The 24,173-nt window shown below is 43.2% G+C and carries 21 protein-coding genes and 1 pseudogene; 12 read left to right on the top strand and 10 right to left on the bottom strand.

Annotation, left to right across the window (positions count from 1 at the left end):
- The first annotated feature begins 18 nt into the window (after positions 1-18).
- The 3 genes from MKX49_RS03815 (at position 19) to MKX49_RS03825 (ending at position 4,446) form a co-directional block, all read left to right on the top strand.
- Positions 19-1,275 (top strand): dihydrolipoamide acetyltransferase family protein, encoded by a 1,257-nt coding sequence (locus MKX49_RS03815; protein ID WP_340875092.1) that lies wholly within the window; start codon positions 19-21, stop codon positions 1,273-1,275.
- Positions 1,276-2,700 (top strand): dihydrolipoyl dehydrogenase, encoded by a 1,425-nt coding sequence (gene lpdA, locus MKX49_RS03820; protein WP_072272527.1) that lies wholly within the window; start codon positions 1,276-1,278, stop codon positions 2,698-2,700.
- 366 nt (positions 2,701-3,066) lie between these two features.
- Entirely contained in the window at positions 3,067-4,446 is a 1,380-nt protein-coding gene (locus MKX49_RS03825; RefSeq protein ID WP_340875095.1) for an amino acid permease, read from the top strand.
- 93 nt (positions 4,447-4,539) lie between these two features.
- On the opposite strand, the gene hisC is transcribed toward MKX49_RS03825, so the two are convergent.
- The gene (gene hisC / locus MKX49_RS03830; RefSeq protein WP_251538512.1) at positions 4,540-5,652 is read right to left on the bottom strand and encodes a histidinol-phosphate transaminase; all 1,113 of its coding nucleotides are present in this window, start codon (positions 5,650-5,652) and stop codon (positions 4,540-4,542) included.
- Between the two features lie 173 nt (positions 5,653-5,825).
- Between hisC and MKX49_RS03835 the strand changes: the two genes are divergently transcribed.
- Positions 5,826-6,293 carry an Lrp/AsnC family transcriptional regulator gene (locus MKX49_RS03835; RefSeq protein WP_048687446.1) on the top strand — a complete coding sequence of 156 codons (468 nt, stop codon included), beginning with the start codon at positions 5,826-5,828 and terminating at the stop codon, positions 6,291-6,293.
- A gap of 115 nt (positions 6,294-6,408) precedes the next feature.
- Here the strand turns inward: MKX49_RS03835 and MKX49_RS03840 are convergent, their stop codons facing one another.
- Entirely contained in the window at positions 6,409-6,807 is a 399-nt protein-coding gene (locus MKX49_RS03840; protein ID WP_340875100.1) for a carboxymuconolactone decarboxylase family protein, read from the bottom strand.
- A gap of 118 nt (positions 6,808-6,925) precedes the next feature.
- Between MKX49_RS03840 and MKX49_RS03845 the strand changes: the two genes are divergently transcribed.
- The 3 genes and pseudogenes from MKX49_RS03845 to MKX49_RS03855 all read left to right on the top strand — a co-directional run.
- Positions 6,926-7,354: an Lrp/AsnC family transcriptional regulator gene (locus MKX49_RS03845; protein ID WP_340875103.1), complete on the top strand. Its 429-nt coding sequence runs from the start codon at positions 6,926-6,928 to the stop codon at positions 7,352-7,354.
- A 222-nt stretch (positions 7,355-7,576) separates the two neighbouring features.
- Positions 7,577-8,509 carry a catalase family peroxidase gene (locus MKX49_RS03850; RefSeq protein ID WP_340875105.1) on the top strand — a complete coding sequence of 311 codons (933 nt, stop codon included), beginning with the start codon at positions 7,577-7,579 and terminating at the stop codon, positions 8,507-8,509.
- A gap of 308 nt (positions 8,510-8,817) precedes the next feature.
- Positions 8,818-9,134: pseudogene (locus MKX49_RS03855) on the top strand (transposase); the annotation flags it as partial.
- Positions 9,135-9,167: 33 nt separating this feature from the next.
- Here the strand turns inward: MKX49_RS03855 and MKX49_RS03860 are convergent.
- Together MKX49_RS03860 and MKX49_RS03865 are read right to left on the bottom strand one after the other, a co-directional pair.
- Positions 9,168-10,838, bottom strand: coding sequence for an ABC1 kinase family protein (locus MKX49_RS03860; protein WP_289349236.1), 1,671 nt, complete (start codon positions 10,836-10,838; stop codon positions 9,168-9,170).
- 14 nt (positions 10,839-10,852) lie between these two features.
- The gene (locus tag MKX49_RS03865; RefSeq protein WP_251538531.1) at positions 10,853-11,155 is read right to left on the bottom strand and encodes a phasin family protein; all 303 of its coding nucleotides are present in this window, start codon (positions 11,153-11,155) and stop codon (positions 10,853-10,855) included.
- A 244-nt stretch (positions 11,156-11,399) separates the two neighbouring features.
- Between MKX49_RS03865 and MKX49_RS03870 the strand changes: the two genes are divergently transcribed.
- A complete protein-coding gene (locus MKX49_RS03870; RefSeq protein WP_323597973.1) occupies positions 11,400-12,149 on the top strand; it encodes a glucose 1-dehydrogenase in 750 nt (249 codons plus the stop codon).
- Between the two features lies 1 nt (position 12,150).
- On the opposite strand, the gene MKX49_RS03875 is transcribed toward MKX49_RS03870, so the two are convergent.
- Complete coding sequence (locus MKX49_RS03875) at positions 12,151-12,357, bottom strand: hypothetical protein (RefSeq protein WP_237752157.1); 207 nt, start codon at positions 12,355-12,357, stop codon at positions 12,151-12,153.
- 88 nt (positions 12,358-12,445) lie between these two features.
- Positions 12,446-13,237 carry a TIGR00266 family protein gene (locus MKX49_RS03880; RefSeq protein WP_048687434.1) on the bottom strand — a complete coding sequence of 264 codons (792 nt, stop codon included), beginning with the start codon at positions 13,235-13,237 and terminating at the stop codon, positions 12,446-12,448.
- Positions 13,238-13,428: 191 nt separating this feature from the next.
- Between MKX49_RS03880 and glpK the strand changes: the two genes are divergently transcribed.
- Together glpK and MKX49_RS03890 are read left to right on the top strand one after the other, a co-directional pair.
- The gene (glpK, locus tag MKX49_RS03885; RefSeq protein WP_340875112.1) at positions 13,429-14,919 is read left to right on the top strand and encodes a glycerol kinase GlpK; all 1,491 of its coding nucleotides are present in this window, start codon (positions 13,429-13,431) and stop codon (positions 14,917-14,919) included.
- 68 nt (positions 14,920-14,987) lie between these two features.
- Entirely contained in the window at positions 14,988-15,455 is a 468-nt protein-coding gene (locus tag MKX49_RS03890; protein WP_214769613.1) for a CBS domain-containing protein, read from the top strand.
- A gap of 53 nt (positions 15,456-15,508) precedes the next feature.
- Here MKX49_RS03890 and MKX49_RS03895 read toward each other — a convergent pair whose 3' ends face one another.
- The 4 genes from MKX49_RS03895 to MKX49_RS03910 form a co-directional block, all read right to left on the bottom strand.
- Positions 15,509-17,623: a peptidoglycan D,D-transpeptidase FtsI family protein gene (locus MKX49_RS03895; protein WP_340875116.1), complete on the bottom strand. Its 2,115-nt coding sequence runs from the start codon at positions 17,621-17,623 to the stop codon at positions 15,509-15,511.
- Between the two features lie 343 nt (positions 17,624-17,966).
- Entirely contained in the window at positions 17,967-18,320 is a 354-nt protein-coding gene (locus tag MKX49_RS03900) for a hypothetical protein (protein WP_340875117.1), read from the bottom strand.
- Between the two features lie 74 nt (positions 18,321-18,394).
- Entirely contained in the window at positions 18,395-19,576 is a 1,182-nt protein-coding gene (locus tag MKX49_RS03905) for a DUF2515 family protein (RefSeq protein WP_340875119.1), read from the bottom strand.
- Between the two features lie 22 nt (positions 19,577-19,598).
- Positions 19,599-19,766 (bottom strand): hypothetical protein, encoded by a 168-nt coding sequence (locus MKX49_RS03910; RefSeq protein ID WP_153246154.1) that lies wholly within the window; start codon positions 19,764-19,766, stop codon positions 19,599-19,601.
- A gap of 509 nt (positions 19,767-20,275) precedes the next feature.
- Here MKX49_RS03910 and MKX49_RS03915 point away from each other — a divergent pair.
- A complete protein-coding gene (locus MKX49_RS03915) occupies positions 20,276-22,027 on the top strand; it encodes an ABC transporter ATP-binding protein (protein ID WP_323597900.1) in 1,752 nt (583 codons plus the stop codon).
- The gene (locus MKX49_RS03920) at positions 22,024-24,042 is read left to right on the top strand and encodes an ABC transporter ATP-binding protein (protein WP_340875121.1); all 2,019 of its coding nucleotides are present in this window, start codon (positions 22,024-22,026) and stop codon (positions 24,040-24,042) included. Before MKX49_RS03915 ends, MKX49_RS03920 begins: the two co-directional genes overlap by 4 nt.
- The last annotated feature ends 131 nt before the right edge of the window (positions 24,043-24,173 follow it).

The following is a 24,173-nucleotide window of genomic DNA, read 5'->3' on the forward strand; positions in this document are numbered from 1 at the left end:
GGAGAAGGAGGATGACGCATGATGGAATTTAAACTTCCTGATGTAGGGGAAGGGATGCATGAAGGGGAAATTATCCAATGGCTCATCAAGGAAGGGGATGCGGTAAAACAGGACCAACCCATTGTTGAGGTGCAAACGGATAAAGTCAATGCGGAATTGACAGCTCCGGCAGCGGGAGTGGTTAAGAAAATATTTTTTTCCGTAGGGGATATCGTGGAAGTGGGAACCACTATATTCACAATTCAGGAAGAGAACGATGTGTCAGTTCCGGATACTGGCATTAGTGAAGAAGAAAACCAAGTCGGGCAATCCGGTGATGTAAATGTCAATGCGCAGCATATTACGACTAAACATCATCATCAGGCAGTGCGTGCGCTGGCAACACCATTCGTGCGTCAAATGGCCAGGGAAATGAAGATTGATATCGAGAAGGTTAAAGGCTCCGGTCCGGCTGGGCGAATTACCGAAAGTGACTTGAAGCAGTTTAAAGAGAATGATTCATTTACACGGGAAAAGGCCAAACAGCATGATAACAAGACGGGTCAAGAGATGGCCCCGATAATGGGAAATGAGCGGGAAGAGCGGATTCCGCTTAAAGGCATTCGTAAAAAAATCGCTGAACATATGGTGAAGTCAGTTTCGACCATTCCTCATGTAACCCATGTAGATGAATTGGAAATGGACCGATTGAAGGAATTTAAAAATCAATTAAAGGAGTATTCAGATGATAAGGATATAAAATTGACTTTTTTGCCTTTTTTCGTTAAGGCCATTGTCATCGCCTTAAAGGAGTTCAAAACACTAAACGCTTCAATTGATGAAAGGACCAATGAAATCATCCTGAAAAATTATTATCATATTGGAATTGCGACGAATACAAACGAGGGTCTCATTGTTCCAGTGATCAAACATGCCGATCAAAAAACCATTTTCCAACTGGCTGATGAAATCAGGCAATTGGCAGCTCAAGCCCGTGAAGGAAAGTTGAGTATTGATCAAATCACAGGCAGTACATTTACCATTAGCAATGTAGGACCTATCGGAGGGATGCACGCTACCCCGATCATTAACTATCCGGAAGCGGCCATATTAGCTTTGCATAAAATGGAACATCGAATGGTCGTTCGCGATTTGGAAGGTGTTATCCGGTTAATGATGAATATGTCTCTTTCTTTCGATCATCGTTTGATTGATGGGGTAACAGCGGTGCAATTCACCAATAAAATCAAGGAATTGCTGGAAAATCCAATTCGTTTAGTTGTGGAGATGAGATAAATGGTAGTAGGGGAAGTTGCTGTTGAGACGGATGTTGTCATCATGGGAGGAGGTCCGGGAGGATATGCTGCGGCTATCCGTCTCGGCCAGTTAGGAAAATCGGTCGTGCTGATTGAAAAGGATAAGCTGGGCGGGGTTTGCCTTAATCGGGGCTGTATACCTTCAAAAGCATTGATTCACGCAGCTGATCGATATCATGGGCTTAACGATTTAGGGAAAATGGGGATCCGGCTACCTCAGGAAGGAACCACTATGGACTTGGGAGTTTGGCAGGATTGGAAAGCGGGCATCACATCCCAGTTGGGGCAAGGTATTGCCCATTTGTGTAAGGAAAACGGAGTGACGGTGGTTAAAGGCCAAGCAACTTTTTTATCTGATGACCGCATTGGGGTTGAAACCGATGGCGATTTTGAAACCTACAAGTTTGAACAGGCAATTATTGCGACGGGGTCCAGGCCTTTCATTCCATCCTTCATTAAAGTCGATGGAGAATATATATTGGATTCAACATCATCTTTGCAGCTGAAGGAAGTTCCAGCAAGCTTGTCGATCATTGGCGGAGGATATATCGGAATCGAGCTGGGTATGGCATTTGCAAAGCTGGGTACTAAAGTGACCATCATTGAGATGGACAATCGCATACTCCCCCACGTTGCTGAAAACCTGGTAAAGGAAGTCACCCGGAATGCCAAGAAGCTTGGGATCAATATCAAAACATCCTCTAGGGTAGAGAAAGCGAGTGTAGTGGATGGTCAAGTGCATCTTCTTGTTTCCTCGGAAGAACAGGGGACGGAAGCCGTCGTGAGCGAAAAGTCACTGGTTACAATTGGCAGGATCCCCAACACTGAAGAAATTGGCCTGAATCGGGCTGGAGTGACGGTTGGCGAGAAAGGCCATATAGCAGTGGATATGGAATGCCGTACAAATGTACCGCACATCTTTGCCATCGGTGATACTACGCCTGGTCCGGCTCTTGCCCATCGAGCGTCCAAACAGGGAATCGTGGCAGCTGAAGTGATAGCGGGGCTGCCAAGTGCCGTTGACTCGCCTTATGTTCCCTATGTAATCTTTTCGGAACCACAAATAGCTGGTGTTGGTTTAAGCCGTGAAGAAGCTGAACAACAGGGATACAGCGTCAAGGTTGGCAAATTTCCGTTCAGTGCCAACGGAAGGGCGTTAGCAACGAATGAAACGGAGGGATTTGCCGAAGTGATCGTGGATGCCGATAGCCATATATTGCTCGGAATGCATATGGTAGGTGCTGATGCTTCCAACCTTATAGGTGAAGGGGTCCTTGCCCTTGAGCTGGCGGCTCGGGTCGAAGATATAGCCCTCAGCATGCATCCTCATCCGACCTTGACCGAGGGGTGGCTGGAAGCGGCTGAGGCAGTTTTGGGACATGCAATTCACATCGTAAATAAATAGGAAAAGGTAAAGTAATGGGGATTACCAATGTAGTCCCCGATTAGAATGTTTTATCTTAATGGAGTCAAAAACCTGGTAATTGTCCCCGAAAGGCAAGGCTATCAGTAAATTCACTCCATTTCGAAAATCCGTCCCGGCGTTTGACGAAACAGGGGCCGTATTGGCCTGCAATGATTCCCTCTTGTAAAACCATCGGCATATTGATATCATTTTTACTTTGGGGAAGTATAGAGTTTTCAATAAGGCTTTGGATCCTTCCACTCCTAAACCATAACGGTTGATGAGATAACATATCTATTCGCCATTCAACGATTGAAATGGGTTTAATTTATACGAGAAAATTATGGAATGAAGGAGGCAAATGTAATGGAGTCAAATGGTGGGTCATTGCAAAAGAAATTATTGCCAAGGCATATTAGCATGATGGCAATGGGAGGGGCAATAGGTACTGGGATTTTTAAAGGAAGTGCCGAAACCATATCGTTAGCAGGGCCAGGAGTCATATTCACTTATATCTTTGCAGGATTATTACTGCTTGTAGTCATGGGTGCTATAGCGGAAATGGCAATTGTCTATCCAAATACGAATATGAAAGGCTTCGTTCAGAAAGCATTCGGTAAGCGCTTTTCCTTCATCGTAGGCTGGATGTATTGTTTTATGTGGCTGTCCGTTTGTGTCATTGAGGTAGTGGTGGCAGGAAGCTTCTTGCAGTATTGGCTCCCGGCAATCCCGTTATGGATATTAAGTTTAGGGTGTACAGCTTTCATCATTGGAATTAACATGATGAATGTCAAAAATTATGGTGAATTCGAATTTTGGTTTGCCGGCATTAAAATTACAATGATCATCTTATTCATCATATTGGGAGCCTGTATTTTATTTGGAGTCATCCCAAGCGGCGGATCTAATTATCTGCAAAACTTCACAGGGCATGGAGGATTTTTCCCAAATGGGTGGATGTCCATCTTTTCGGCATTACTGATCGTCATGTTCTCCTATGGCGGTTCCGAGTTAATAGGGGTGACGGTAACGGAAGCAAAGGATGCAGAGCGCATTTTACCTAAGGTCATTAAAAACTATATTTGGAGAGTCGTATTATTCTTCACCTTACCGATACTTGTAATCTGCGGTTTGATTCCGTGGAATGAAATTGGCGACCAGGCAAGTCCGTTTGTACAAGTTTTGTCCATGTCAGGTTTTCAGGGATCTGCACATATCATGAATTTCATTTTGATTACGGCCGTCTTATCAGCTGCTAACTCTGGAATATATGGGTGTACCCGAATGCTTCATTCTTTAGCTGCAGAAGGGGAAGCTCCCAAGTCGTTCTCTTATGTATCAAAAAATGGCGTTCCCATGTACAGTTTGATATTAAGTGCAGGTGTATTGGTCGTCGGCTCCATGATTACTTTCGTTGCTCAGGACAAGGCATTTACTCTATTAATGGCGTTTCCGGGTTTTGTAGTATCACTTGTATGGATCAGCATCTGTTTAGCGCAGCTTAAACTTCGCAATTCATATCCCAAAGCTCCGAGTTTTAAATTATGGGGATTTCCATATGTAACCTTGTTTACCATAATCACCTTAAGCATCATTTGTGTCACGTTCGTGTTCAGTGAACAGAATCGGATCAGTATCATTGCTTGCCTGATTGTGTTGGCTGCCTTAATCTCGATTTCGATTTTTAAATTTAAAAATGTGGACAAACAGGAAACACCTATAATAGAAAAGAATATCGCTAAATAAAATCCACGTAAAAAAGATACGACATGGGCAAAGGCGTCCATGGCGTATCTTTCATTACTGATCACTGATATTCTGCAACTTCATTTCGATTGGTCATGCTCCAGATGTTTTATTGATTATATGTTGTAAGGATGCTATGAATCTCTCGTTTTCAAGCGGAGTGCCGATGGTCACGCGGATAGTATTTTCATAGCCTAGCAAATGACCTGAACGGATGATGACACCCTGGATTAATAACTTCTCAAAAATGTCCCTGCCAGGCTGGTTCAATTCGACCATCAAGAAGTTGGCATGTGAAGGGAAGAATGTTAAACCCATCTTGCTTAGTTCATTTTCTAAATATCTTCTTCCTTCCTCATTCTTACGAACACAATTCTCAACAAATGGATCGTCGTCGAGGGAAGCGAATGCCGCAGCCTGTGCTAAACGATTGGTATTGAAGGGTTCCTTCACTTTAACTAGCTCTTGTATGATGGAGGCATCCATTAAACCGTATCCAATCCTTAAAGCAGCCAGTCCATAAATCTTTGAAAAAGTGCGTAAGATAACCAGATTTGAATGCATTTTGAGAAGCGGCAAGGTTTCTAAATATTCTGCATCATCGACATATTCATAGTATGCTTCATCAACGATCAGTAAAATATGTTTCGGCACCTTCTCGATAAAAGAGCGTAACTTTTCTTTTTGAACGATCGTTCCTGTCGGATTATTGGGATTACAGACGAATATCATTCTCGTTTTTTCTGTTATGGCTTCATACATACCCTGGAGGTCATGTACACCATTGATAAGAGGAATCTTTACAGGTGTGCCGCCGTCAATCAATACATTCGTTTCATAGCGTGGAAAGGTCACATCAGCCATGATGACTTCATCATTTTGTTGGATATAGGTTCGTGTCAACAAACGTATCACTTCATCAGATCCATTGCCTAAAATGATATGATCTTTATCGATCTTCAATTTTCTTGCCAGCTTTTCAGCTAATGCAGGCGCCATACCTTCAGGATAAAAGGAGGTTTGCTCCATTTCGGCAAGCATGGCTTCTTTTGCTAGAGGTGAGTAACCGAATGGGTTCTCATTGGATGCCAATTTAACGATCGTTTCAAGACCAAGTTCACGTTGCACTTCTTCAATTGGCTTGCCGGAAACATATGGGCGAATGCTTTCGATGTTTTGTCGAACCGGGATTTTAGTAAAGGTCAATGCAGGTTCCTCCCTTTGGTAAATTCTGAATTTTCTTTTTCTATTTGATTATTTTAATGATAGAATATTAACTGTTAAAATTACATACAAAAAAGAATGTATTTTTCACTATCCATACAACATTTTAAAGAAATATATGCTTATATTCCTTCATTATGAAAGGCGGTTGCTTCATGGATGAAATAGATGTCAGTTTACTGGAACTTTTACAAAAAGATGGACGCATTACGATTAGTGAACTATCGAAGAAATTGGCTCTCAGTCGACCTAGCATCTCTGAACGAATGTACCGCCTGCAAGAAAAGGGGATCATTGAGGGGTTCAGCGCAAGGGTTTCCCCTTTGGCAATAGGAAGGGGTGTACTTGTGTTCATTCAGGTGAGTGAACTTAAGGTTCCTGTTACCGATTTTGAGCAATTAGTGAAAAATGATTTAGACATTATCGAGTGCCACCGTGTAACAGGAACAGTTGGATATTTTTTGAAAGCGGCTTTAGCTGATATGGACAGCATGAGATTACTGATAGATCGATTAATACCCTATGGACATCTGAATACATCTGTGGTTTTGACATCCCCGGTACCTTCCCGCTCCATTCTTCCAAGGATCAATGAAATGGAGGATCATGGTGCGAAATCCTAGGCGGTCATTCAACTGATGCTGATTAAGGATTCGGATATCGTTCAAACTGATGAAGGGTAGGATTTAGGTTTTTTACAGAAAGGAACGAGGCGGAGGGCCTGTTCCTTTTTTGGTGTTATTGTAAATCCATCAAAGCCCCGAAATATTGCTGGGCGGTTGTAAAACAAATGAATGCCAATAGTTCAGAAATCTCTTCATCACTGAACACTTCCTTCAATACTTGGAAAAACTTTTCCTCCGTTTTTTCACGTTGCAAGAGAAATACTTCCGCAAAGGCAATTGCATAGCTTTCTTTCATATCTTCCGGCTTTAGCGGAGTCCCTTTTGCCTGACAGTATGAGCAGCCATTACCGTATGCCAGCACTCTTCTGACGTTTTCCTTCAATTTCTCCGAAAGTTTCCCATTTGCAGATATGCAATCTGAGAGGTCCGACCATTTATGCGAAATCTCTTCAGAATGAAATAATCTTTGAAATGGACTGGAGCCCTTTGATGATTTTTTTATTCTTGTCATGAACATCTCTCCTTTGAGATAATCCTAATATAAAAATCCAGAAATTTTAATTCCGTTTGTAAAGTAATGCGGTTTAATAATGAATGAATGTAAAGAGAAGAAGGAGAATAATTTAAAAATGAAAATAGATGAGAAAGACCAGAGCATCCTTGCCGAATTAACGTTGAATAGCCGAATCTCCATGAGGGAATTGGCAAAGAAAGTAAACCTCTCGGCCCCCACCGTTGCCGAACGGGTACGGCAAATGGAGTCGTTCGGAATCATTAAAGGGTATGTTGCCGAGATTGATCATAAAATGATAGGTTTTCCAATTGAGTGTATCGTGGAAGCTACGATAAAAAATGGGGAATATGAGAAATTCAAAAAGTATATCTCCAAGGTGCCGAATGTTGACTTTTGTTATCGAATTGCCGGGCAGGCTTGCTTTATGCTGAAAATCCACACTCAGAGCCTTGAAGAAGTGGAGGAATTCATCAATCGGACCATTCCTTTTGCGGCAACCGTTACCCATGTGATCCTTTCACAGGTGGAGCCGGAACAGGAATGAGTATTTTTATGGAAGAAAAAGAGATCTGTATATGCTGATCATTTTGAACGGTTCTAGAATTAATGGATAAAATCACGTGTCCATAAAGATATGACATATGTTTGCAGCGCCAGGTGTTTTTTTTGCAATCAATGCTTTCGGTGATTCAAGAAAGAATAAGCTAATGGGATAAGGGGTACATGTAATAATGGATTATAATCTGAAAAGGTGGGGTGAGGTATCATGGAAGGAACCGACGACTACAAACCTGGACTGGCCAGGGAAGCAGTAAATTTGATTGAAAATGTAGCAGGAACACATCCTGGTTATCGGCGTGTGCATGCAAGGGGATATGTTTATGAGGGGGTTTTTACCCCAAACGGAAAAGCGTCCCCCTTAACGGTGGCTTCGCATCTACAGGATGAAGCCGTGCCGGTGATCATTCGGTTTTCAAATAGCTCACCGATTCCAAGCCATCCTGATGCCATTTCCCCTGTAAAGGGCATGGCAGTCAAGTTTCATTTGCCGAATGGAAAGGTGTCAGATCTTATTACTGTGACCATTCCGTTATTCTTTGCGAAAACACCGCAAGCGTTTGTTGATATTGCTGGCTTTTTCCAATCTGCAAAGGAAGGTTTCCCCAATCTGAAAGAGCTTGCAAAAATCCTGTGGAAATACCCTGAAAGCAAGGCAAGCTTGCAAATGCTTAAAGAAATGCGTTCTCCAGCCAGTTTTTCAACGTGCCAATATTACTCCATTCACGCATTCTATTTCATTAACAAGGAAGGAAGGCGGCAGGCAATCAAGTACGAGTGGGTGCCAGATGCGGGCCTTAGTATGTTAGAAAAAAGGGAGGTGGCCGAGCATTCGCCGGAGTATCTGGAAGAAGAAATGGAAAAAAGGCTTAAAGAAGGACCGGTGGGCTTTAAATTGAACATCCAAATAGGAGGGGAAAATGACCCGACTGACGATCCGACTACAGCTTGGTCGGAAGATAAACAGGTAATCACGATAGGGCATTTAATGATCTCTAAAAAATTGGAAGTGTGTAAAGATACTTTATTGTTTGATCCAACCAATATTCCTGAAGGAATCGAATGCTCGGAAGACCAGATCTTGCATTTTCGCCATGGTGCGTATGCCGTTTCATATGAACGTCGGATAAAAAACCAATGAATCAAATCAAGAAAAGGGAACCCCCTTACCAAAGGGGTTCCCTTGAATGTAGACAAACTCGATGAAAATCGAGTTTGTCTATTTTTATGGCTTGTACAATTTGGACGTTGATTGGAACGTAGGGCACTCGCTTTCCGCGGGCGGTCGGTGAGCCTCCTCGCTTTCGCCTGCGGGGTCTCCCCTGGACGCGCTTTTCCCGCAGGAGTCTCGTACCTTCCGTTCCAATCAACTTTGTTTTACCTTTTTGATAGAACATTTTTGCCTAGAGTCATATTTGTATAGAAGTATTAAAACCTGAGGTGATGAGGATGCTTTCTAAACATGATTCTATTCAGCGGAATCGACTTGAAATAATTACTTTAGATCAACTGGTGCCAGCGCAACTTAGTTCTTAAAATGGAGCCTGCCATTGACTTCTCTTTCATTTATGATTTGGAGGCATGTATTCAGAGGTAGAAGGCCCAAGTATTGATCCAGTTATATAAGTTAAACTGACTTTCATTCAATATAGCTTCGGAATTCGTTCAATGCGTAAAACAATTGAAGAAGTTGAAACAAATATGGCTTACCGCTGGTTTTTAGGCTATGGTTTCCATGATAAAGTGCCTCCTACTCCACGTTCGGGATGAGACCAATCTGAATTCCATTTTAAGAAGTTTTACATTTTTCCGGATCTGAAAATAGTGTAGAGCATGAGTAAGAACATCAGGGTTGCAACGACAAAACCAATTTCGATAACCGGTATCTTCCAAAGGATCAAGGTTTCCCCGCCTATTGCAGAGCCGATAATGAGACCGACCATGATTATGCTGAATGCAAGCAGGATGATACTGAACGACAGCCGGTTCGAGATTTGATCAAGCTTATGTAAAAAAACTTGAAGTTCGGGAATGTTGATATCGAGCCGCAATTTCCCTTTTTTAATGATGCCTGTCACTTCCCTGATATCCTTGGGCAATTCGGCAATGGCTTCAGCAGACTCGATGAATTGATTCCAGGCGTTCTTCGCAATGTTTTTTGGGTTGTAGCGTTCTTTAAAAAGTCTTTCCCCAAAAGGTTCAGCTGCCTTCATGATGCTGAAATTAGGATCTAATCCTTCGACGATGGCCTCCATGGTAAGCAGAGCCTTGCCGAGCATCGTGAATTCGGGTGGGATTTGGACTTGGTGCCGATTGGCAACCGTGAACAGGTCATTGACTGCTCCGCCTAAGCTGATTTGGCTCAATGGGATATCATAATATTTATTTCGCAGTTCATCAATATCCCCCCTTAATGGGGCCATATCGATTTCATCCGTCAAGAGACCCATATCTGAAAGCGTCTTGATCAATCCATTGGTGCTTCCGCGTTTCAGATTGATGACAAGTGAGGCGAACTGATATTTCGTTTCTTCCTCCAGACGTCCCACCATTCCGAAATCCATGAGTGCGACGACATTCCCTGGCAATATGATGATATTGCCAGGGTGGGGATCACCGTGGTAAAAGCCATCGATCAATATTTGATGAAGCATGGAGTTCGCTAATCTTTCCGCGATTTGCCGGCGATCATAACCTTCCTCATCAAGCTGTTTATAATGATTGATCTTAATTCCCTGAATGAAATCCATTGTCAGGACCCTTTTTGTGGAAAACTCCCAATGGATCCTTGGTACCTTAAACCCTTGATCATCGATGAATTGCTTGGCTATTCTTTCCCCGTTTCGACCCTCGGAGTTATAATCAAGTTCTGCGCGGAGTGATTTAGCGAATTCATCAATCATTTTTCTGATTTGGTAGCGTCTTGCCCAAGATATGCGTGCTTCCATAAGTCTTGCCAAATCATCGAGAATTTCCAAATCCGTTTCCACAGTCGGCAGAATATCTGGCCGCTGCACTTTGATTGCGACGACTTCCATTGATGGAAGCCGAGCCGTATGGACCTGTCCAATCGAAGCGGTCGCCAGTGGGGTTTCATTAAATTCAAGGAAAATGTTTTCCAAAGAATCACCCAATTCGGCTTCGACAATTTTACGGACCCTATCAAATGGAAAGGGGGTGACCTGGTCCTGTAGCTTTTCAAGCTCGCGGACGATTTCGTCAGGAACGAAATCACGCCTCGTACTTGCAATCTGACCAAGTTTAATGAATGTAGGTCCCAAGCTTTGTAATATCGTATGCAGCCGCTCTCCGATTGAGCGGAGGTTCAGGTTTTCATCGGGTTGGAGTTTCGATCCCGCTTTACTCTCGGATAATCCCAGGCGATAGATGAAGTAACCAAACCCATTTTTCAAGAAGGCATTAATGATTTCTTGGTAACGATGTGCGTGTTTCAGTCGCTTGCGAAACATTCAAGTACCTCCTGTCACGGTTGTAAGTTTTGGTTCTGTTTCTCCAAAATTACGATACGGCGCTCCAATTCCTCGACTTCTTCTTTAGTTGCCAAGTTTAGGCCATTGAGGGCTTGATTGACTTTGGCCTTGACGGAATCATCCAGCTGCTTTTGGGCTTGCTCCCCTTTTTCGACCCATTGCTTAATAAGGACCTTGGAGTCTTCTTTGCTGATATCGCCTTTTTTGACAAGAGAGTCCACCGTTTTTTCAATTTGCTCTTTTGTAGCAGCGGCAGCACCTAATCCTAAAGAAAACACATTTTTTAATAAGTCCATTTTTACATTCCTCCAATATAAATTTTTACACTGTAAGAAAGATAATAGCGGATGCCTTTCACTCTGGTTCATTCTTGTTGTTACCCTCTATCATACATCACTTTAGGGAGGCTACAAAAATATAAGGGTCCCTGCGATTATTGATGATAAGGAAAAGGATTTTTAAATAGCTCAAAATTGTTTGAAGTGGAGCGGATTGGATATTATGATAGGGAAAAGTGGCTGTGAAAGTGAGGTTGGAATAATGGATTTCAAAAATAAAACGGTGATTGTAACAGGTGCTTCGAATGGGATAGGGAGAGGCGTGGCAAAGGGATATGCAGAAAGCGGCGCTTCAGTCGTTCTCGCAGATTTGGACGAGCGGGAAGGACTTCTGTGTGTGGAAGAGCTCAAAAGTAACGGTCATGAAGCCATGTTCGTTAAAACGGATGTACGCAAGGAAGCTGACATTCAACAATTGATGGATGTAACTCTAAAAACATATAAGACCATTGATATATTAATCAATAATGCAGGAAAGGCATTATTCAAATCGCTTTATGATCTGACGATAGAGGAATGGGACGATATGATGAATACGAATTTGCGCAGTGTTTTCCTTTGTTCCCGGGCCGCGGCAGAATCGATGCGGAAAAATGAAAGGGGAGGTGCGATCATCAATATAGCATCAACCAGAGCGATGATGTCTGAACCTGATTCGGAATCATATGCAGCAACCAAAGGAGGGATCAAAGCACTGACACATGCACTTGCCGCTTCTTTGGGCAAAGAGAAAATTACGGTCAATTCGATTTCTCCGGGGTGGATTGAAACGGGAGATTATGAATCGCTGAGGGATGAAGATCACCAGCAGCATTTTTCCAATCGGGTTGGCAAACCCGACGATATTGCAAGGGCCTGTCTTTATTTGACGGCAACGGAAAATAATTTCGTTACGGGTGAGGATCTTATCGTCGATGGAGGCATGACAAGAAAAATGATATACGAGGAGTAACTCATTTTTTTCGGCAGAGATATTGCAGTTCAGTCCCGAGCTCACGGTTGAGCAGCTGTTCCATTTCTTCAAGCTCTTTTATGCCGATAGGGGCATCGGCAGCTGTCCAGTGAACGGTATAAACAAAATAGTAATCTCTTATTTTTCGGAAAATAACAGGCGAATTCGGGAATTGATCAAAAATTGCCCTGATATTATAGCGTCTCATGTAGGACCACTTAACAAGCTGCATGTAGCTACCCATCCTTTTTAAAAAAGATCAATGACTGCCAGGATGGCAGCCATTGGTCCGGTTCTTATTTATCGTTGAATAAATTGAATAAGCCTCTAGCTACGCTGCCTTCTTCGGATGATCCTCCATTTTGCGGGGCTGCAGCAAATACACGGCTGGCAAGCCGGCTGAATGGCAAAGATTGCACCCAGACTGTTCCGGGTCCTTTTAATGTTGCAAAGAATAAACCTTCGCCGCCGAACAAAGCGGTTTTCACGCCTTTTACAGTTTCAATATTATAATCTACCCCGCTAGTCATTGCTACTAAACATCCTGTATCGACGCGTAAGATCTCTCCTGCAGCCAATTCTTTTTTATGGATCGTGCCGCCGGCATGAACGAAGGTCATTCCATCTCCTTCAAGTTTTTGCATGATGAACCCTTCACCGCCAAAGAAGCCTGCCCCTATCTTTCTTTGAAACTCGATTCCGACTGAAACGCCTTTCGCTGCCGCTAGGAACGCGTCTTTTTGACATATGATTTTCCCGCCCAGCTCGCTTAAATCCATCGGGATGATTTTACCTGGATATGGCGATGCGAATGAAACGTGTTTTTTATCTCGTCCTTCATTCGTAAAAGCCGTCATGAAAAGACTCTCACCAGTAAGTAGCCGTTTCCCGGCCCCGAATAGCTTACCCATCATTCCGCTGTCACCATTTGAAGACCCATCACCAAAGATGGTTTCCATCTTGATTTGATCTTCCATCATCATTAAGCTTCCAGCCTCGGCAATCACCGTTTCCTGAGGATCCAATTCCACTTCAACAAACTGCATGTCATCTCCATATAATTTAAAATCTATTTCATGGTTATTCATTTTCCATTCCTCCTATCAATCTTATTTTCATTGTAAAAGATAAACTCTTAACCTGCCAATATTTTTCAGTTTTCTGCAGTAGTTTATATATTTTTTGTTTTCACGGGTATATCTAGTAAAATGAAGAAAGAAAAAACAGCATGACACTTAAGCTGAAATGAACCTTTTCTTAAGTGCAGGAGGAGACAGCCGTGGAGACTTACATACTATCATTGGACCAGGGAACGACAAGTTCCCGGGCCATTTTATTTAATAAAAGCGGGGAAGTTTTGCATATTGCCCAAAAGGAATTCACCCAATATTTTCCGAATCCAGGATGGGTGGAGCATAACGCCAATGAAATTTGGGGTTCCATCCTATCGGTAATCGCTTCCTGTCTATCGGAAATGAATGTAAGGCCTGAACAGATCGCTGGAATTGGCATAACGAATCAACGGGAGACGACTGTGGTATGGGATAAGGAAACAGGTCAGCCGATTCATCATGCCATCGTCTGGCAATCCCGGCAGACTAGCGAAATTTGTACGCAATTGAAGGGTGAAGGCCTCGATGACTTATTTTTGCAGAAAACCGGATTATTGATTGATGCATATTTTTCCGGAACGAAGGTGAAATGGATTCTCGACCATGTAGATGGGGCACGGGAAAAGGCTGAAAACGGAGACTTATTGTTTGGTACGATCGATACGTGGCTGATATGGAAACTTTCGGGTGGTAAATCACATGTAACCGATTATTCGAATGCCTCAAGGACGCTGATGTATAACATTCATGACCTGAAGTGGGACGAAGAGCTGCTGGAAATCCTGCAGGTTCCGCGGTCGATGCTTCCGGATGTTCGTTCTTCATCGGAGGTATACGGGAAAACAGCACCACACCATTTCTTTGGGCACGAAATCCCGATTGCCGGAGCAGCGGGAGATCAACAGGCCGCATTGTTCGGCCAAGAATGCTTTGAAAAAGGAATGGCTAAGAATACGTATGGCACCGGATGCTTCATGCTGATGAACACAGGAGAAAAGGCAGTGAAATCAGAGCATGGCCTGTTGACCACGATTGCATGGGGGCTGAATGGAAAAGTCGAATATGCCTTGGAAGGAAGTATTTTTGTCGCAGGTTCGGCCATACAATGGTTAAGGGATGGACTGAAACTCTTGCATGATCCGAAAGACAGTGAAAAGTATGCTTTGCGGGTCACTTCAGCCGATGGTGTCTATGTAGTTCCCGCATTTGTTGGATTAGGTACCCCTTATTGGGATAGTGATGTCAGGGGAGCTGTATTCGGACTGACAAGGGGGACATCGAAGGAGCATTTCGTCCGGGCAACATTGGAAGCATTGGCCTACCAGACAAAAGATGTCCTTAGCGCCATGGAAGTCGATTCAGGCATTAACCTAAAGGCATTGAGGGTCGATGGCGGGGTTGTCAAAAACAACTTCTTGATGGAATTCCAAAGCGGCCTCCTGAATGTACCTGTCGAAAGACCCATTATTAGTGAAACGACAGCGTTAGGAGCGGCGTATTTGGCGGGGCTCGCTGTCGGATATTGGGAAAGTCAGGAAGAGATTTCAAAGCTATGGGCAGTCGATAAGAAATTCGAACCCGAGATGGAAGAACAGGAACGGAAGGATTTATATAATGGCTGGAAAAAGGCAGTTCAGGCGGCAAGGGTTTTTAAATAGAGTAAGTAAGGGTATTAATAGGGGAGAGATGAATATAGAGCGTACAAACTTAAAAAAGGGGTGGTAATATGTTAGTTAAGGATTTCATGATAAGGGAAGTCTTTGTAGCCCGTCCTGATTTTACATTAAAGGAAATTCTGCGGATATTGATCGAAAATAAAGTGGGCGGGGTCCCCGTTGTGGATGAACATGATAAGCTATTGGGAATGGTGACGGACGGGGATATCCTACGTTACTTGACACCTGCAGAGGAAGCCATCATGGGGTATTTCACCTACATTACGGTTCTTCCCGGTGAAGAATTGGATGAAAAGGTTACATCCAAAATGAATGATAAAGTCTCACAAATCATTAAAAATAAAAGGATTACAAAGCTATCTCCCGAAGATCCGCTAGATGAATTGATAAAGGTCCTTTCCAAGCATCATTTCAAGAAAATCCCCGTCGTGGACAAAAATGATAAAGTCGTCGGCATCATCAGCAGGGGAGATGCCCTTAGGGCCCTTTATAAGGAATTCGTTCAAAAGCTGGAATAAATGGGCATCATAAAAAGGCCTGCTCGTAATCGAGCAGGCCTTTTTTGTATTCATCATTGAGTGCTTTCTACTGCTTTATCTGCACCAAATTCACCTTTTGCTCTTTTTTCCTTCAATTTAAAGTAGGCGTCCATTACGTCCCGCCCGATCCTTTTGTTAATATCATCAGAGGGCTTGCCTTGATACACCCATGGCACGACGACAGAGAATGCCACTTCCGGATTATTGTGAGGTGCATAACCTACAAGCGTCAAATTGATAGTCGGGACTGGAGCGCTATATTGATTTCTCCGCGGTCCGTCGTAAAAGGCCTCGGCAGTACCCGTTTTTGCTGCCGCACGGTAAGACTTCCCGCCGAAATATTTATATGCCGTCCCGCCTGGCTCCTGGGCAACCTGCCTGAATCCTTCCTGGACACGCTGCATCCAAACGTCTTTCCCGCCTAAATCGTTTAACACTTTGGGACTCATTGTTTTAAAGACGCTGCCCAATTCATTGTGTTCGTTGGATGGATTCCTGATTTCCCTGACCATATGGGGCTCAAGCCTTTTTCCGCCATTTGCAATCGTCGAAACATACTGTGCCAATTGCATAGGGGTATATGTATCATACTGCCCGATCGATAAATCCAGCAGCAATCCGTCTGTTGACATATCGACTCCTTTAAACCCTACGGATTCATTTGGCAGGTCGATGCCGGTACGGACACCCAAGCCAAATTGGGCATAATGATTCCGCATGATGGAATAAGCTTCCCGGTTGATTCCTAACGGCCGGTTAGGGATATAATGACCGCCGGCAATTTTGATTGCCGTCATGAACATATAGACATTCGATGATTTCTTTAACGCGGAGACATCGGTTACATAACCCAAATCACTATAAGATCCTTTCTTAGGAGCCCCTGCTAAAAGGAGTTTCCTGTCAAAAAAAGCTGACCCTGGTGCGATGGCTCCTGTCTGAAAGCCTGTGTAGACAGTGGCTCCTTTAACAGATGATCCCATCGTATAGGAGGTCGTAATGTTTCCAAGGGCAAAATCGTTCATTTCGGTCAAGCCTGTTTTACTGTTACGGCCGTATTGCCTGCCGGCCATCGTAAGCACCTCGCCTGTATTCGGGTCCATTAAAACGACGAAGGCACGATCCAATAAGTAGGTATTTCCCTTAGCCTTGGTTTTGCGCAATTCGTTCTCGATGATTTTTTCAACCTGCTGCTGCAGCTCCATATCAATTGTAAGGACCAAGTCTTTTCCGCTTTGCCCTTCAGTGAGGGTATTCGTTTTGATGACTTCCCCTTTGCTCAGCACATTTTCAATCCGCGTCTTTTGACCGCGCAGGACATCTTCATATTGTTTTTCAATATAACTTTTTCCGACCCGGTCATTCCTGGTATAGTCGCGTGCCAGATAATAGTCAATATTTTCATTGGGAATGCCTTCTTCGGAAGAAGAGACCTTGCCAAGAACCGAGCGGAGGGTCTCATCATACTTATAGGTCCTTTCCCAATCCGTCGTTACATCCACGCCTGGCATTTCAGCCAAATGTTCACTGACCCTGGCGAATTCCTTAGTGGAGACATCTTTATTCTTTACGATCGAAGGTGCGAGGGCATAGCCGCTATTGAATTCCCGGAAGATGGCGATCACTTCCAATTCATCCTTGGTGAATTCCTTGATATCCTCATCGGTTACCCGTTCCATTTGAAGTTTGTATAAATCTTTTTGCTCCAGTTTCTTTTCGATTACCTTCTTCTTCTCGGCCTTGGTGATCAAGGCTTCGGCTTCTTTCGGATGCTTTAAAATCCAAAAATCCTTTTTATCCGGAAGGGTTACCTTTTTGGTATCTTTTTCTATCAAGGTGGCAAGGACCTCTGCCGTCTTCACCATATCGGCCGTTTTCGTATTCGGGTATTTCGTATAGGTGATGGCATTACGCGGCTCATTATCAACGACCGGATTCAAGTTCCGGTCATACATCTTGCCCCGGGGAACAGGGGTATTGGCCACATCGTTTTCCGTTCGGTCGACTTCGCGAAGGTAATCATCCCCATACACGATTTGGACGATGCCAAGCCGGATTATTAAGCTTGAAAATAAAATGAATATTAAAAAGAACATGAAGTTCAGTCGGAAAGGAATTGGGGTTTTTTTCTTTTTTTCTTTGGCCATCATTAACATTCCTTTCTAGTAAAAGTAAAAAATAAGAAAATTCCTATCTCCAATGATATATAAAATTAACTTATTTTTCTATGCTTTATCCGTAAATTTATCTATATTTCCAAAACAATGTTTTGGAGTTATATAATTCCTAGTAATCTTATAATTGGGAAAATTGATATAATAGATAAATAGAGGAAGAAGCGGTACAGCGGCAATCATTAGTAGGGATGCGTGGTTGGGGTGCTCATATAAAAAAGGGGAGCATAAATCAAGGTACTTGGAAAGAAGTCTTGTATATGAACGATTAATGACTATAACCCTAATTCACTACAGCGACTTAAGTACCATGATTTTATTTTGCTTCATATTTCCTAACGGGAGTTTGAGTCGTGACACTGATAATCCCTTTGAAATATCCGCATAGCTCATACCATTTTTCAGGGTAAATATAGTTGAAGCGTTCAATGGTTTCCAGGGAGTGAAGCACAAGGCAATCGATTTGCCCCGTTTTTTTACTTTGTAAATTGGATAGAAGCTCATGCGGGATGGTGTAATAAGGGTGGATTTGATACGGATTGAGTATGACCGGGGAAATATTATTCTCTTCCATATACTTGTCCGTCACGATCTTTTGGATTGCCAAGCTTTCATCCGTATGTAAATCCCCAATTTTGTAATTTGGATTCAATAGTACAATGCCTCTCATTTGATTCACCCATTCTTTTTGCTAACCATTCTTGCCAAATGGCGGATGGGATATTCAAAGTAAGAGGCATCATGCTAGAAAATGGCTTTCATTTCGTTAAGGGTTTTGAGCTGCTTGACATTTTCTAGCACCTCGTTGGTCAGGTCCTCCTTTTTAATGATCGGTAAACTTCGTAAATCTTCCATGAAGCTTTCATTCGTGAACCAATCAAAGGAATGGGGAGGAAAGAATAGTTGATCTTTCCATGCATCATGAAGAGTGGGACTGAAGATTTTATCAGCTTTTGACGTGGATCCATCAGAGGTATATATGCTTGCCCAGTAATCCTCCCTGGAACCCGTGTGGGAAATCTCTTTTGTAAAATGGCGAACACCGCGAAAAACCACCGGATGCTGAAAAAGAAGCCCATATAATAATTTCCCCGTTGCAATACGCTGTTTCGGGTCGGCAAAGCGTTCGACGGTAAGTCCTGTCAAGGAATGAAGTCCTTTTTGCTTGTTTGCATAAGGAAAGATCACTTTCATGAAGCCTAAGTATTCCTGAAGCTGAAAATCAAGCCTTCGGAGGATTTCACCATGACGGGTGCGTTTTAATATCCTTTCCTGAAGCATTCTTTGTTCATTAATGATAAGAGCCGTTGTCAAAAGGGGTGAATGGGGCTCTTCGATGAAGGATTCCCAAATCGGGGTCATGAATCTTGAAATGCGGAATACTGGTAAATACCTTCTTAGCGGTAGTTCTTTTTGTTTAGAATGTTCATATAAAAGAAGCTGGGGGAAGGCATCTGCAAATATGGCTGAATTGGCACGCTCAAGGAAAAGGAAAAATTTCTGCCGTTCCGCTCTGTCAAGTAGATGGGTCATGTTTGAACTTTTCAAGTCAGTCATATGGTATCCTCCATTCCTCGAAACCATATGTGCTAAAAAGGCCCAGTGAACCTCTGGATTGCGATTGTAAAAGGCAAGATAGGCTTGTGTTCTTGTGATATTGTTCCGGTTCAAGGCAGCCGTTTCGGTTCGAATGCTTTTTATCAGAGCGGCTTCCTCGGGGAAAAAAGCTTTTGACTCATCAACAGGCTGAAAGAGCTCTTTTTGTAAACGGGATTTTAGCGTGTCATATCTTTCAGAATCGATGATCGGTTTGGTTTTGGCAGGGTGTTTACCCAACAGCTTTTGCAAATATTGGGAAAGCATACATTTCACCACGAATGTTTTTCGATCATTATATGCAGGGCCATCAAGAAAGGGGCGTTGCATTTACAACGGCCCCAAGGTGATGTCATCTTTTTTTCTTCTTTTCCCGGTACAATAAAATATAATAAACTATCCAGAAAAGAAACACAGGAATGAAGGATAAAAATCTATATTGGACCGGTACGGCAAATAAGATGAAAATGGCTGATAATAAAAAGGGAACCGCCAGGAGTATATATTTTCTCCATTGCATATGCTGAACCTCCTTAGGTTGCGTCATTCTTATTAGAATAAAGGATTATCCATCAATAATCTAGAAAAGTCACAATTGACAAAAATATGCAATCGTAGTAATCTTTAAAAACAAGTTAAAAATTACCATTAATCAATGGAAAAGGAGGCGAACGTCATGACTAAATCAGTTAAGCACAGTGATGTCACAATTGAATATCATACTTCCGCCTGCCCTGAGACCTTGTCTTTCCAGACATAGGATTCCTCGTTTCCATTCATGATTTTAAAGCGCAGGTTGTGGAATTTTCGCGGCCTGCGTTTTTATATGTGTTATTACGCATCTAAAAAAGCTTCCGCTAATTGGCGGGGGCTTTTTGGCATTTTGGATCCAGGTGCATTAGCACCCTTTCCATATAAAGGATAGGAGGAACTATAAATGAGACAAAAAACATTGGAAATCTTATTGCAGCCGGGAGATCCAGAAAGCGGTTAGCGAGTGAAAGGTTTGACCAAAAGGGAGGGGAATTCATGTTTGCGATTTTTAAAAAGCTGTCCTGGTTCTTTAAAGAACAGTGGCAGCGTTACACCTTGGCGATTTTATTTCTATGTCTAGTGAATATCTTGGAGGTTATCCCGCCAAAACTTGTCGGGAATGCCATCGATGATATGAACAATGGCAGCATGACGCAGGAAGGGGTCATGAAATACGTTATTTATTTGCTCATGGTACTGATCGGCAGTTACCTATTTGGTTACTTATGGAGTTATCTGTTATTCGGCGGCGGAAACTTGGTCGAACGGAAACTAAGGTCAGGGTTTATGGGACATTTGCTGAAAATGACGCCGAGTTTTTATGAAAAAAACCGTACAGGAGATTTAATGGCAAGGGCAACCAATGATTTAAAGGCCATATCCCTCACAGCTGGTTTCGGGATATTGACCCTCGTTGACGCGGTGCTGTTCACCATCACGGTAGTGGTCATGATGGGAGCCACGATCAGCTGGCAGTTAACGATTGCGGCGGTGCTGCCGCTTCCGATCATGGCAGTGCTGATGCAAATTTACGTGAAGAAAATTTACAAACGTTTTACGGATGCACAAGCAGCCTTTGGCACTTTAAATGACAAGGTCCTGGAATCCATTTCCGGTGTCCGTGTTATCCGTGCCTATGTCCAGGAACGGGAAGATGAAAAGCGATTTGAGGAAATGACCGAGGATGTATATCGCAAAAACCTAGCCGTGGCAAGGATCGACGCCCTCTTTGATCCGACGATCAGCATTATCATTGGCATCAGTTATTTAATCGGGTTGGGCTATGGGGCTTATCTTGTGTTTCAACAGGCCATAACGCTTGGCGGACTTGTTTCGTTCAATGTGTACCTAGGCATGTTAATCTGGCCGATGATCGCGGTGGGTGAACTGATCAATGTCATGCAAAGGGGAAATGCTTCGCTAGACCGTGTTCAGGATACCCTTTCGTATGAAGCGGATGTGAAGAATTCAATGAGGCTGGAGAGTATTACGAACCCGGGGAATATCCAATTCAATTCAGTGCATTTTACATACCCTTCCTCAACGGTTGTGAATCTATCCGATATTTCCGTTCAGCTTGAGCGCGGTCAAACATTGGGGATAGTGGGGAAAACAGGTAGTGGAAAAACGACATTCGTGAAGCAATTGCTGCGAGAATATCCTTTAGGAACAGGTGAAATCGCTTTTGCAGGCAAGCCGCTGGAGCAACTGAGCCTTGAAGATATCCGTGAATGGATCGGATATGTTCCACAGGACCATTTTTTATTCTCGAAGACTGTTAGGGAAAATATCTTATTCGGTAAAATGGATGCAACGGAAGATGAACTGGCTGAAGCCATCCGGCTTGCGGATTTTGAGAAGGACTTAATGATGCTGCCAAACCGTCTAGAGACACTCGTCGGTGAGAAGGGTGTCGCTCTGTCCGGTGGGCAAAAGCAGAGGATCTCGATTGCCAGGGCATTGATCAAAAATCCGGAAATTCTTATATTGGATGATTCCTTATCCGCTGTCGATGCAAAAACGGAAACGACGATCATCGAAAATATCCAAAATGAACGGGCAGGGAAAACGACCATCATCACAACCCACCGCTTATCAGCCGTTCAGCACGCGGACAGGATTATCGTATTGGACAGCGGAAAGATCATCGAAGAGGGGACTCATGCGGATTTACTGCTGAATGATGGCTGGTATAGGGAGCAATATGAACGACAGCAGGTTGACGAAGGAACGGAGGTGAAGGCATGAAGGTCGTAAAGAAACTTTTTAATTATGCTGCCCTTTATAAAAAATTGATCATTGGCGCCCTGATCATGCTTGCTCTTTCGGTAGCGGCCGATTTAACGGGTCCTTTCGTTGCCAAGAAAATCATCGATTCACATATACTTGGCATCGAATCTTCCTGGCATGAAGCAGGTAAAGGAAAAGATGCAGTTAAGTATGATGGAAATTGGTATAAACGGGCTGATTACTTTTCAAAAGGTGAGAAGAAAGGCAGGGAAGTCCATGTTCTGCAGGTTGGCAATCAATTTGTCTTCGTAGATGAAGCAGTCCCTATCGATGGGCGCAGAACCTTGGAGAACCAATCATTGATCATCAAAAAAGACGGGAAAGAGCAACGTGCGCAAGCAGTGAAATTGACGAGTCAGGAAGTGATGGGATTTTATCAACCGGAAATCCCGCGGATCATTAAGCTTGTGGCTTTTTATTTCAGCCTTGTCATCCTTTCCTCCATTTTTCAATATGGCCAGAGTTTTTATTTACAGAAAGCGGCGAACCGAATCATACAGAAGATGCGAAATGATATATTTAGGCATATTTCCCGTTTGCCGATACGTTATTTCGATAATATGCCAGCGGGTAAAGTTGTAGCCAGGGTCACTAATGATACGGAAGCTATCCGGGAATTATATGTAACCGTGCTCGCCAACTTCTTCTCGAGTACCATTAATATTTTCGGCGTTCTAATTGCTTTGTTTATTCTGGATCCACGAGTCGGTACCATTGGCCTTCTACTTATTCCGATCATCGTTATCTGGACGATGGTATACCGTAAATTCGCCTCGAAATATAATCACATCATTCGGGAACGGGTCAGCGATATTAATGGAATGATCAATGAATCCATTTCTGGTATGAGCATCATTCAGGCATTTGGACGTGAAAAGGAGACGAAGCAATCTTTTGAAAATCTGAACCGGGAGCATTTTTCCTATCAAAATAAAATGCTCCATTTGAACTCTTTGACGGGTGGAAACTTGATTGGCGTCATTAAGGTTTTGGCGCTGATGGCCTTCGTCTGGTATTTTGGCGGTATTTCCCTTACAGCGGGTTCGGCCATTTCCTTAGGGATGATGTATGCAATTGTTGATTTGATCAGCCGCCTGCTACATCCGCTTCACGGAATCGTTAATCAGTTCGCTAATCTTGAACAGGCGCTTGTTGCAGGGGAGAGGACGTTCAGCTTATTGGATGAGAAGGGATTGGCAGTCAGCGATGAAAACATATCCAGATACAAAGGAAACGTACAATTCGAAAATGTTTCTTTTGGTTATAAGGATAAAGAATATGTGTTAAGGGACATTTCCTTCTCCGCTAAACAGGGGGAAACGGTCGCTTTAGTTGGCCACACCGGTTCAGGAAAAAGCTCCATAATGAATTTATTGTTCCGCTTTTATGACAGCAGTGAAGGAAAGATCAAAATCGATGGCAGAAATATATTGGATATCCCCCATCAGACGCTTAGGGAGCATATGGGGATCGTCCTTCAGGACCCCTATTTATTTACTGGCACCATCGCCTCCAATATCAGTCTCAATCATAAAGGCATCACAAGGGAAATGGTTGAAAAAGCATTAAGAGATGTCGGGGGGGACAAAGTGCTGAAGCATCTTCCTTTAGGGCTTGACGAACCCGTGATCGAAAAAGGCGGAACGCTGTCTTCCGGACAGCGTCAGCTAATCTCTTTTGCCCGTGCCCTCGCATTCAATCCGGCCATATTGATCTTGGATGAAGCGACAGCAAGCATCGACACCGAAACCGAGGCAATTATCCAGGAGGGAATGGAAGTGCTGAAAAAAGGGAGAACGACCTTCATCATTGCACATAGGCTTTCCACGATAAAAAATGCCGACCAAATTCTTGTACTGGAAAAAGGGCGGATTGCTGAGCAAGGTACACATGAGGAATTAATGGAACTGAAAGGGAAGTACTATCAAATGTATGAACTGCAGGCAGGTCCGCATAAAGGCATGGCTGGCTGAACACAATTGAATAAGGGTGGATCATCTAGATTAAAATATAATGAAGGTACCGACTTTTGGTACCTTCAAGCATAATGATTGATAATAGTAATCATTACGTTTAAGATATACCTATACTGACGATGAGGTGA

The sequence above is a fragment of the Peribacillus sp. FSL M8-0224 genome (assembly GCF_038003055.1).
In the GTDB taxonomy this organism is placed as follows: domain Bacteria; phylum Bacillota; class Bacilli; order Bacillales; family DSM-1321; genus Peribacillus; species Peribacillus frigoritolerans.

What these genes read in the sequence shown, in the direction of transcription:
- MKX49_RS03815 (WP_340875092.1), top strand. Translation starts at nt 19, where the DNA reads ATGATGGAATTTAAACTTCCTGATGTAGGGGAAGGGATGCATGAAGGG.
- lpdA (WP_072272527.1), top strand. Translation starts at nt 1,276, where the DNA reads ATGGTAGTAGGGGAAGTTGCTGTTGAGACGGATGTTGTCATCATGGGA.
- MKX49_RS03825 (WP_340875095.1), top strand. Translation starts at nt 3,067, where the DNA reads ATGGAGTCAAATGGTGGGTCATTGCAAAAGAAATTATTGCCAAGGCAT.
- MKX49_RS03835 (WP_048687446.1), top strand. Translation starts at nt 5,826, where the DNA reads ATGGATGAAATAGATGTCAGTTTACTGGAACTTTTACAAAAAGATGGA.
- MKX49_RS03840 (WP_340875100.1), bottom strand. Translation starts at nt 6,807, where the DNA reads ATGACAAGAATAAAAAAATCATCAAAGGGCTCCAGTCCATTTCAAAGA.
- MKX49_RS03845 (WP_340875103.1), top strand. Translation starts at nt 6,926, where the DNA reads ATGAAAATAGATGAGAAAGACCAGAGCATCCTTGCCGAATTAACGTTG.
- MKX49_RS03850 (WP_340875105.1), top strand. Translation starts at nt 7,577, where the DNA reads ATGGAAGGAACCGACGACTACAAACCTGGACTGGCCAGGGAAGCAGTA.
- MKX49_RS03860 (WP_289349236.1), bottom strand. Translation starts at nt 10,838, where the DNA reads ATGTTTCGCAAGCGACTGAAACACGCACATCGTTACCAAGAAATCATT.
- MKX49_RS03865 (WP_251538531.1), bottom strand. Translation starts at nt 11,155, where the DNA reads ATGGACTTATTAAAAAATGTGTTTTCTTTAGGATTAGGTGCTGCCGCT.
- MKX49_RS03870 (WP_323597973.1), top strand. Translation starts at nt 11,400, where the DNA reads ATGGATTTCAAAAATAAAACGGTGATTGTAACAGGTGCTTCGAATGGG.
- MKX49_RS03875 (WP_237752157.1), bottom strand. Translation starts at nt 12,357, where the DNA reads ATGAGACGCTATAATATCAGGGCAATTTTTGATCAATTCCCGAATTCG.
- MKX49_RS03880 (WP_048687434.1), bottom strand. Translation starts at nt 13,237, where the DNA reads ATGAATAACCATGAAATAGATTTTAAATTATATGGAGATGACATGCAG.
- MKX49_RS03890 (WP_214769613.1), top strand. Translation starts at nt 14,988, where the DNA reads ATGTTAGTTAAGGATTTCATGATAAGGGAAGTCTTTGTAGCCCGTCCT.
- MKX49_RS03895 (WP_340875116.1), bottom strand. Translation starts at nt 17,623, where the DNA reads ATGGCCAAAGAAAAAAAGAAAAAAACCCCAATTCCTTTCCGACTGAAC.
- MKX49_RS03900 (WP_340875117.1), bottom strand. Translation starts at nt 18,320, where the DNA reads ATGAGAGGCATTGTACTATTGAATCCAAATTACAAAATTGGGGATTTA.
- MKX49_RS03905 (WP_340875119.1), bottom strand. Translation starts at nt 19,576, where the DNA reads ATGCAACGCCCCTTTCTTGATGGCCCTGCATATAATGATCGAAAAACA.
- MKX49_RS03910 (WP_153246154.1), bottom strand. Translation starts at nt 19,766, where the DNA reads ATGCAATGGAGAAAATATATACTCCTGGCGGTTCCCTTTTTATTATCA.
- MKX49_RS03915 (WP_323597900.1), top strand. Translation starts at nt 20,276, where the DNA reads ATGTTTGCGATTTTTAAAAAGCTGTCCTGGTTCTTTAAAGAACAGTGG.
- MKX49_RS03920 (WP_340875121.1), top strand. Translation starts at nt 22,024, where the DNA reads ATGAAGGTCGTAAAGAAACTTTTTAATTATGCTGCCCTTTATAAAAAA.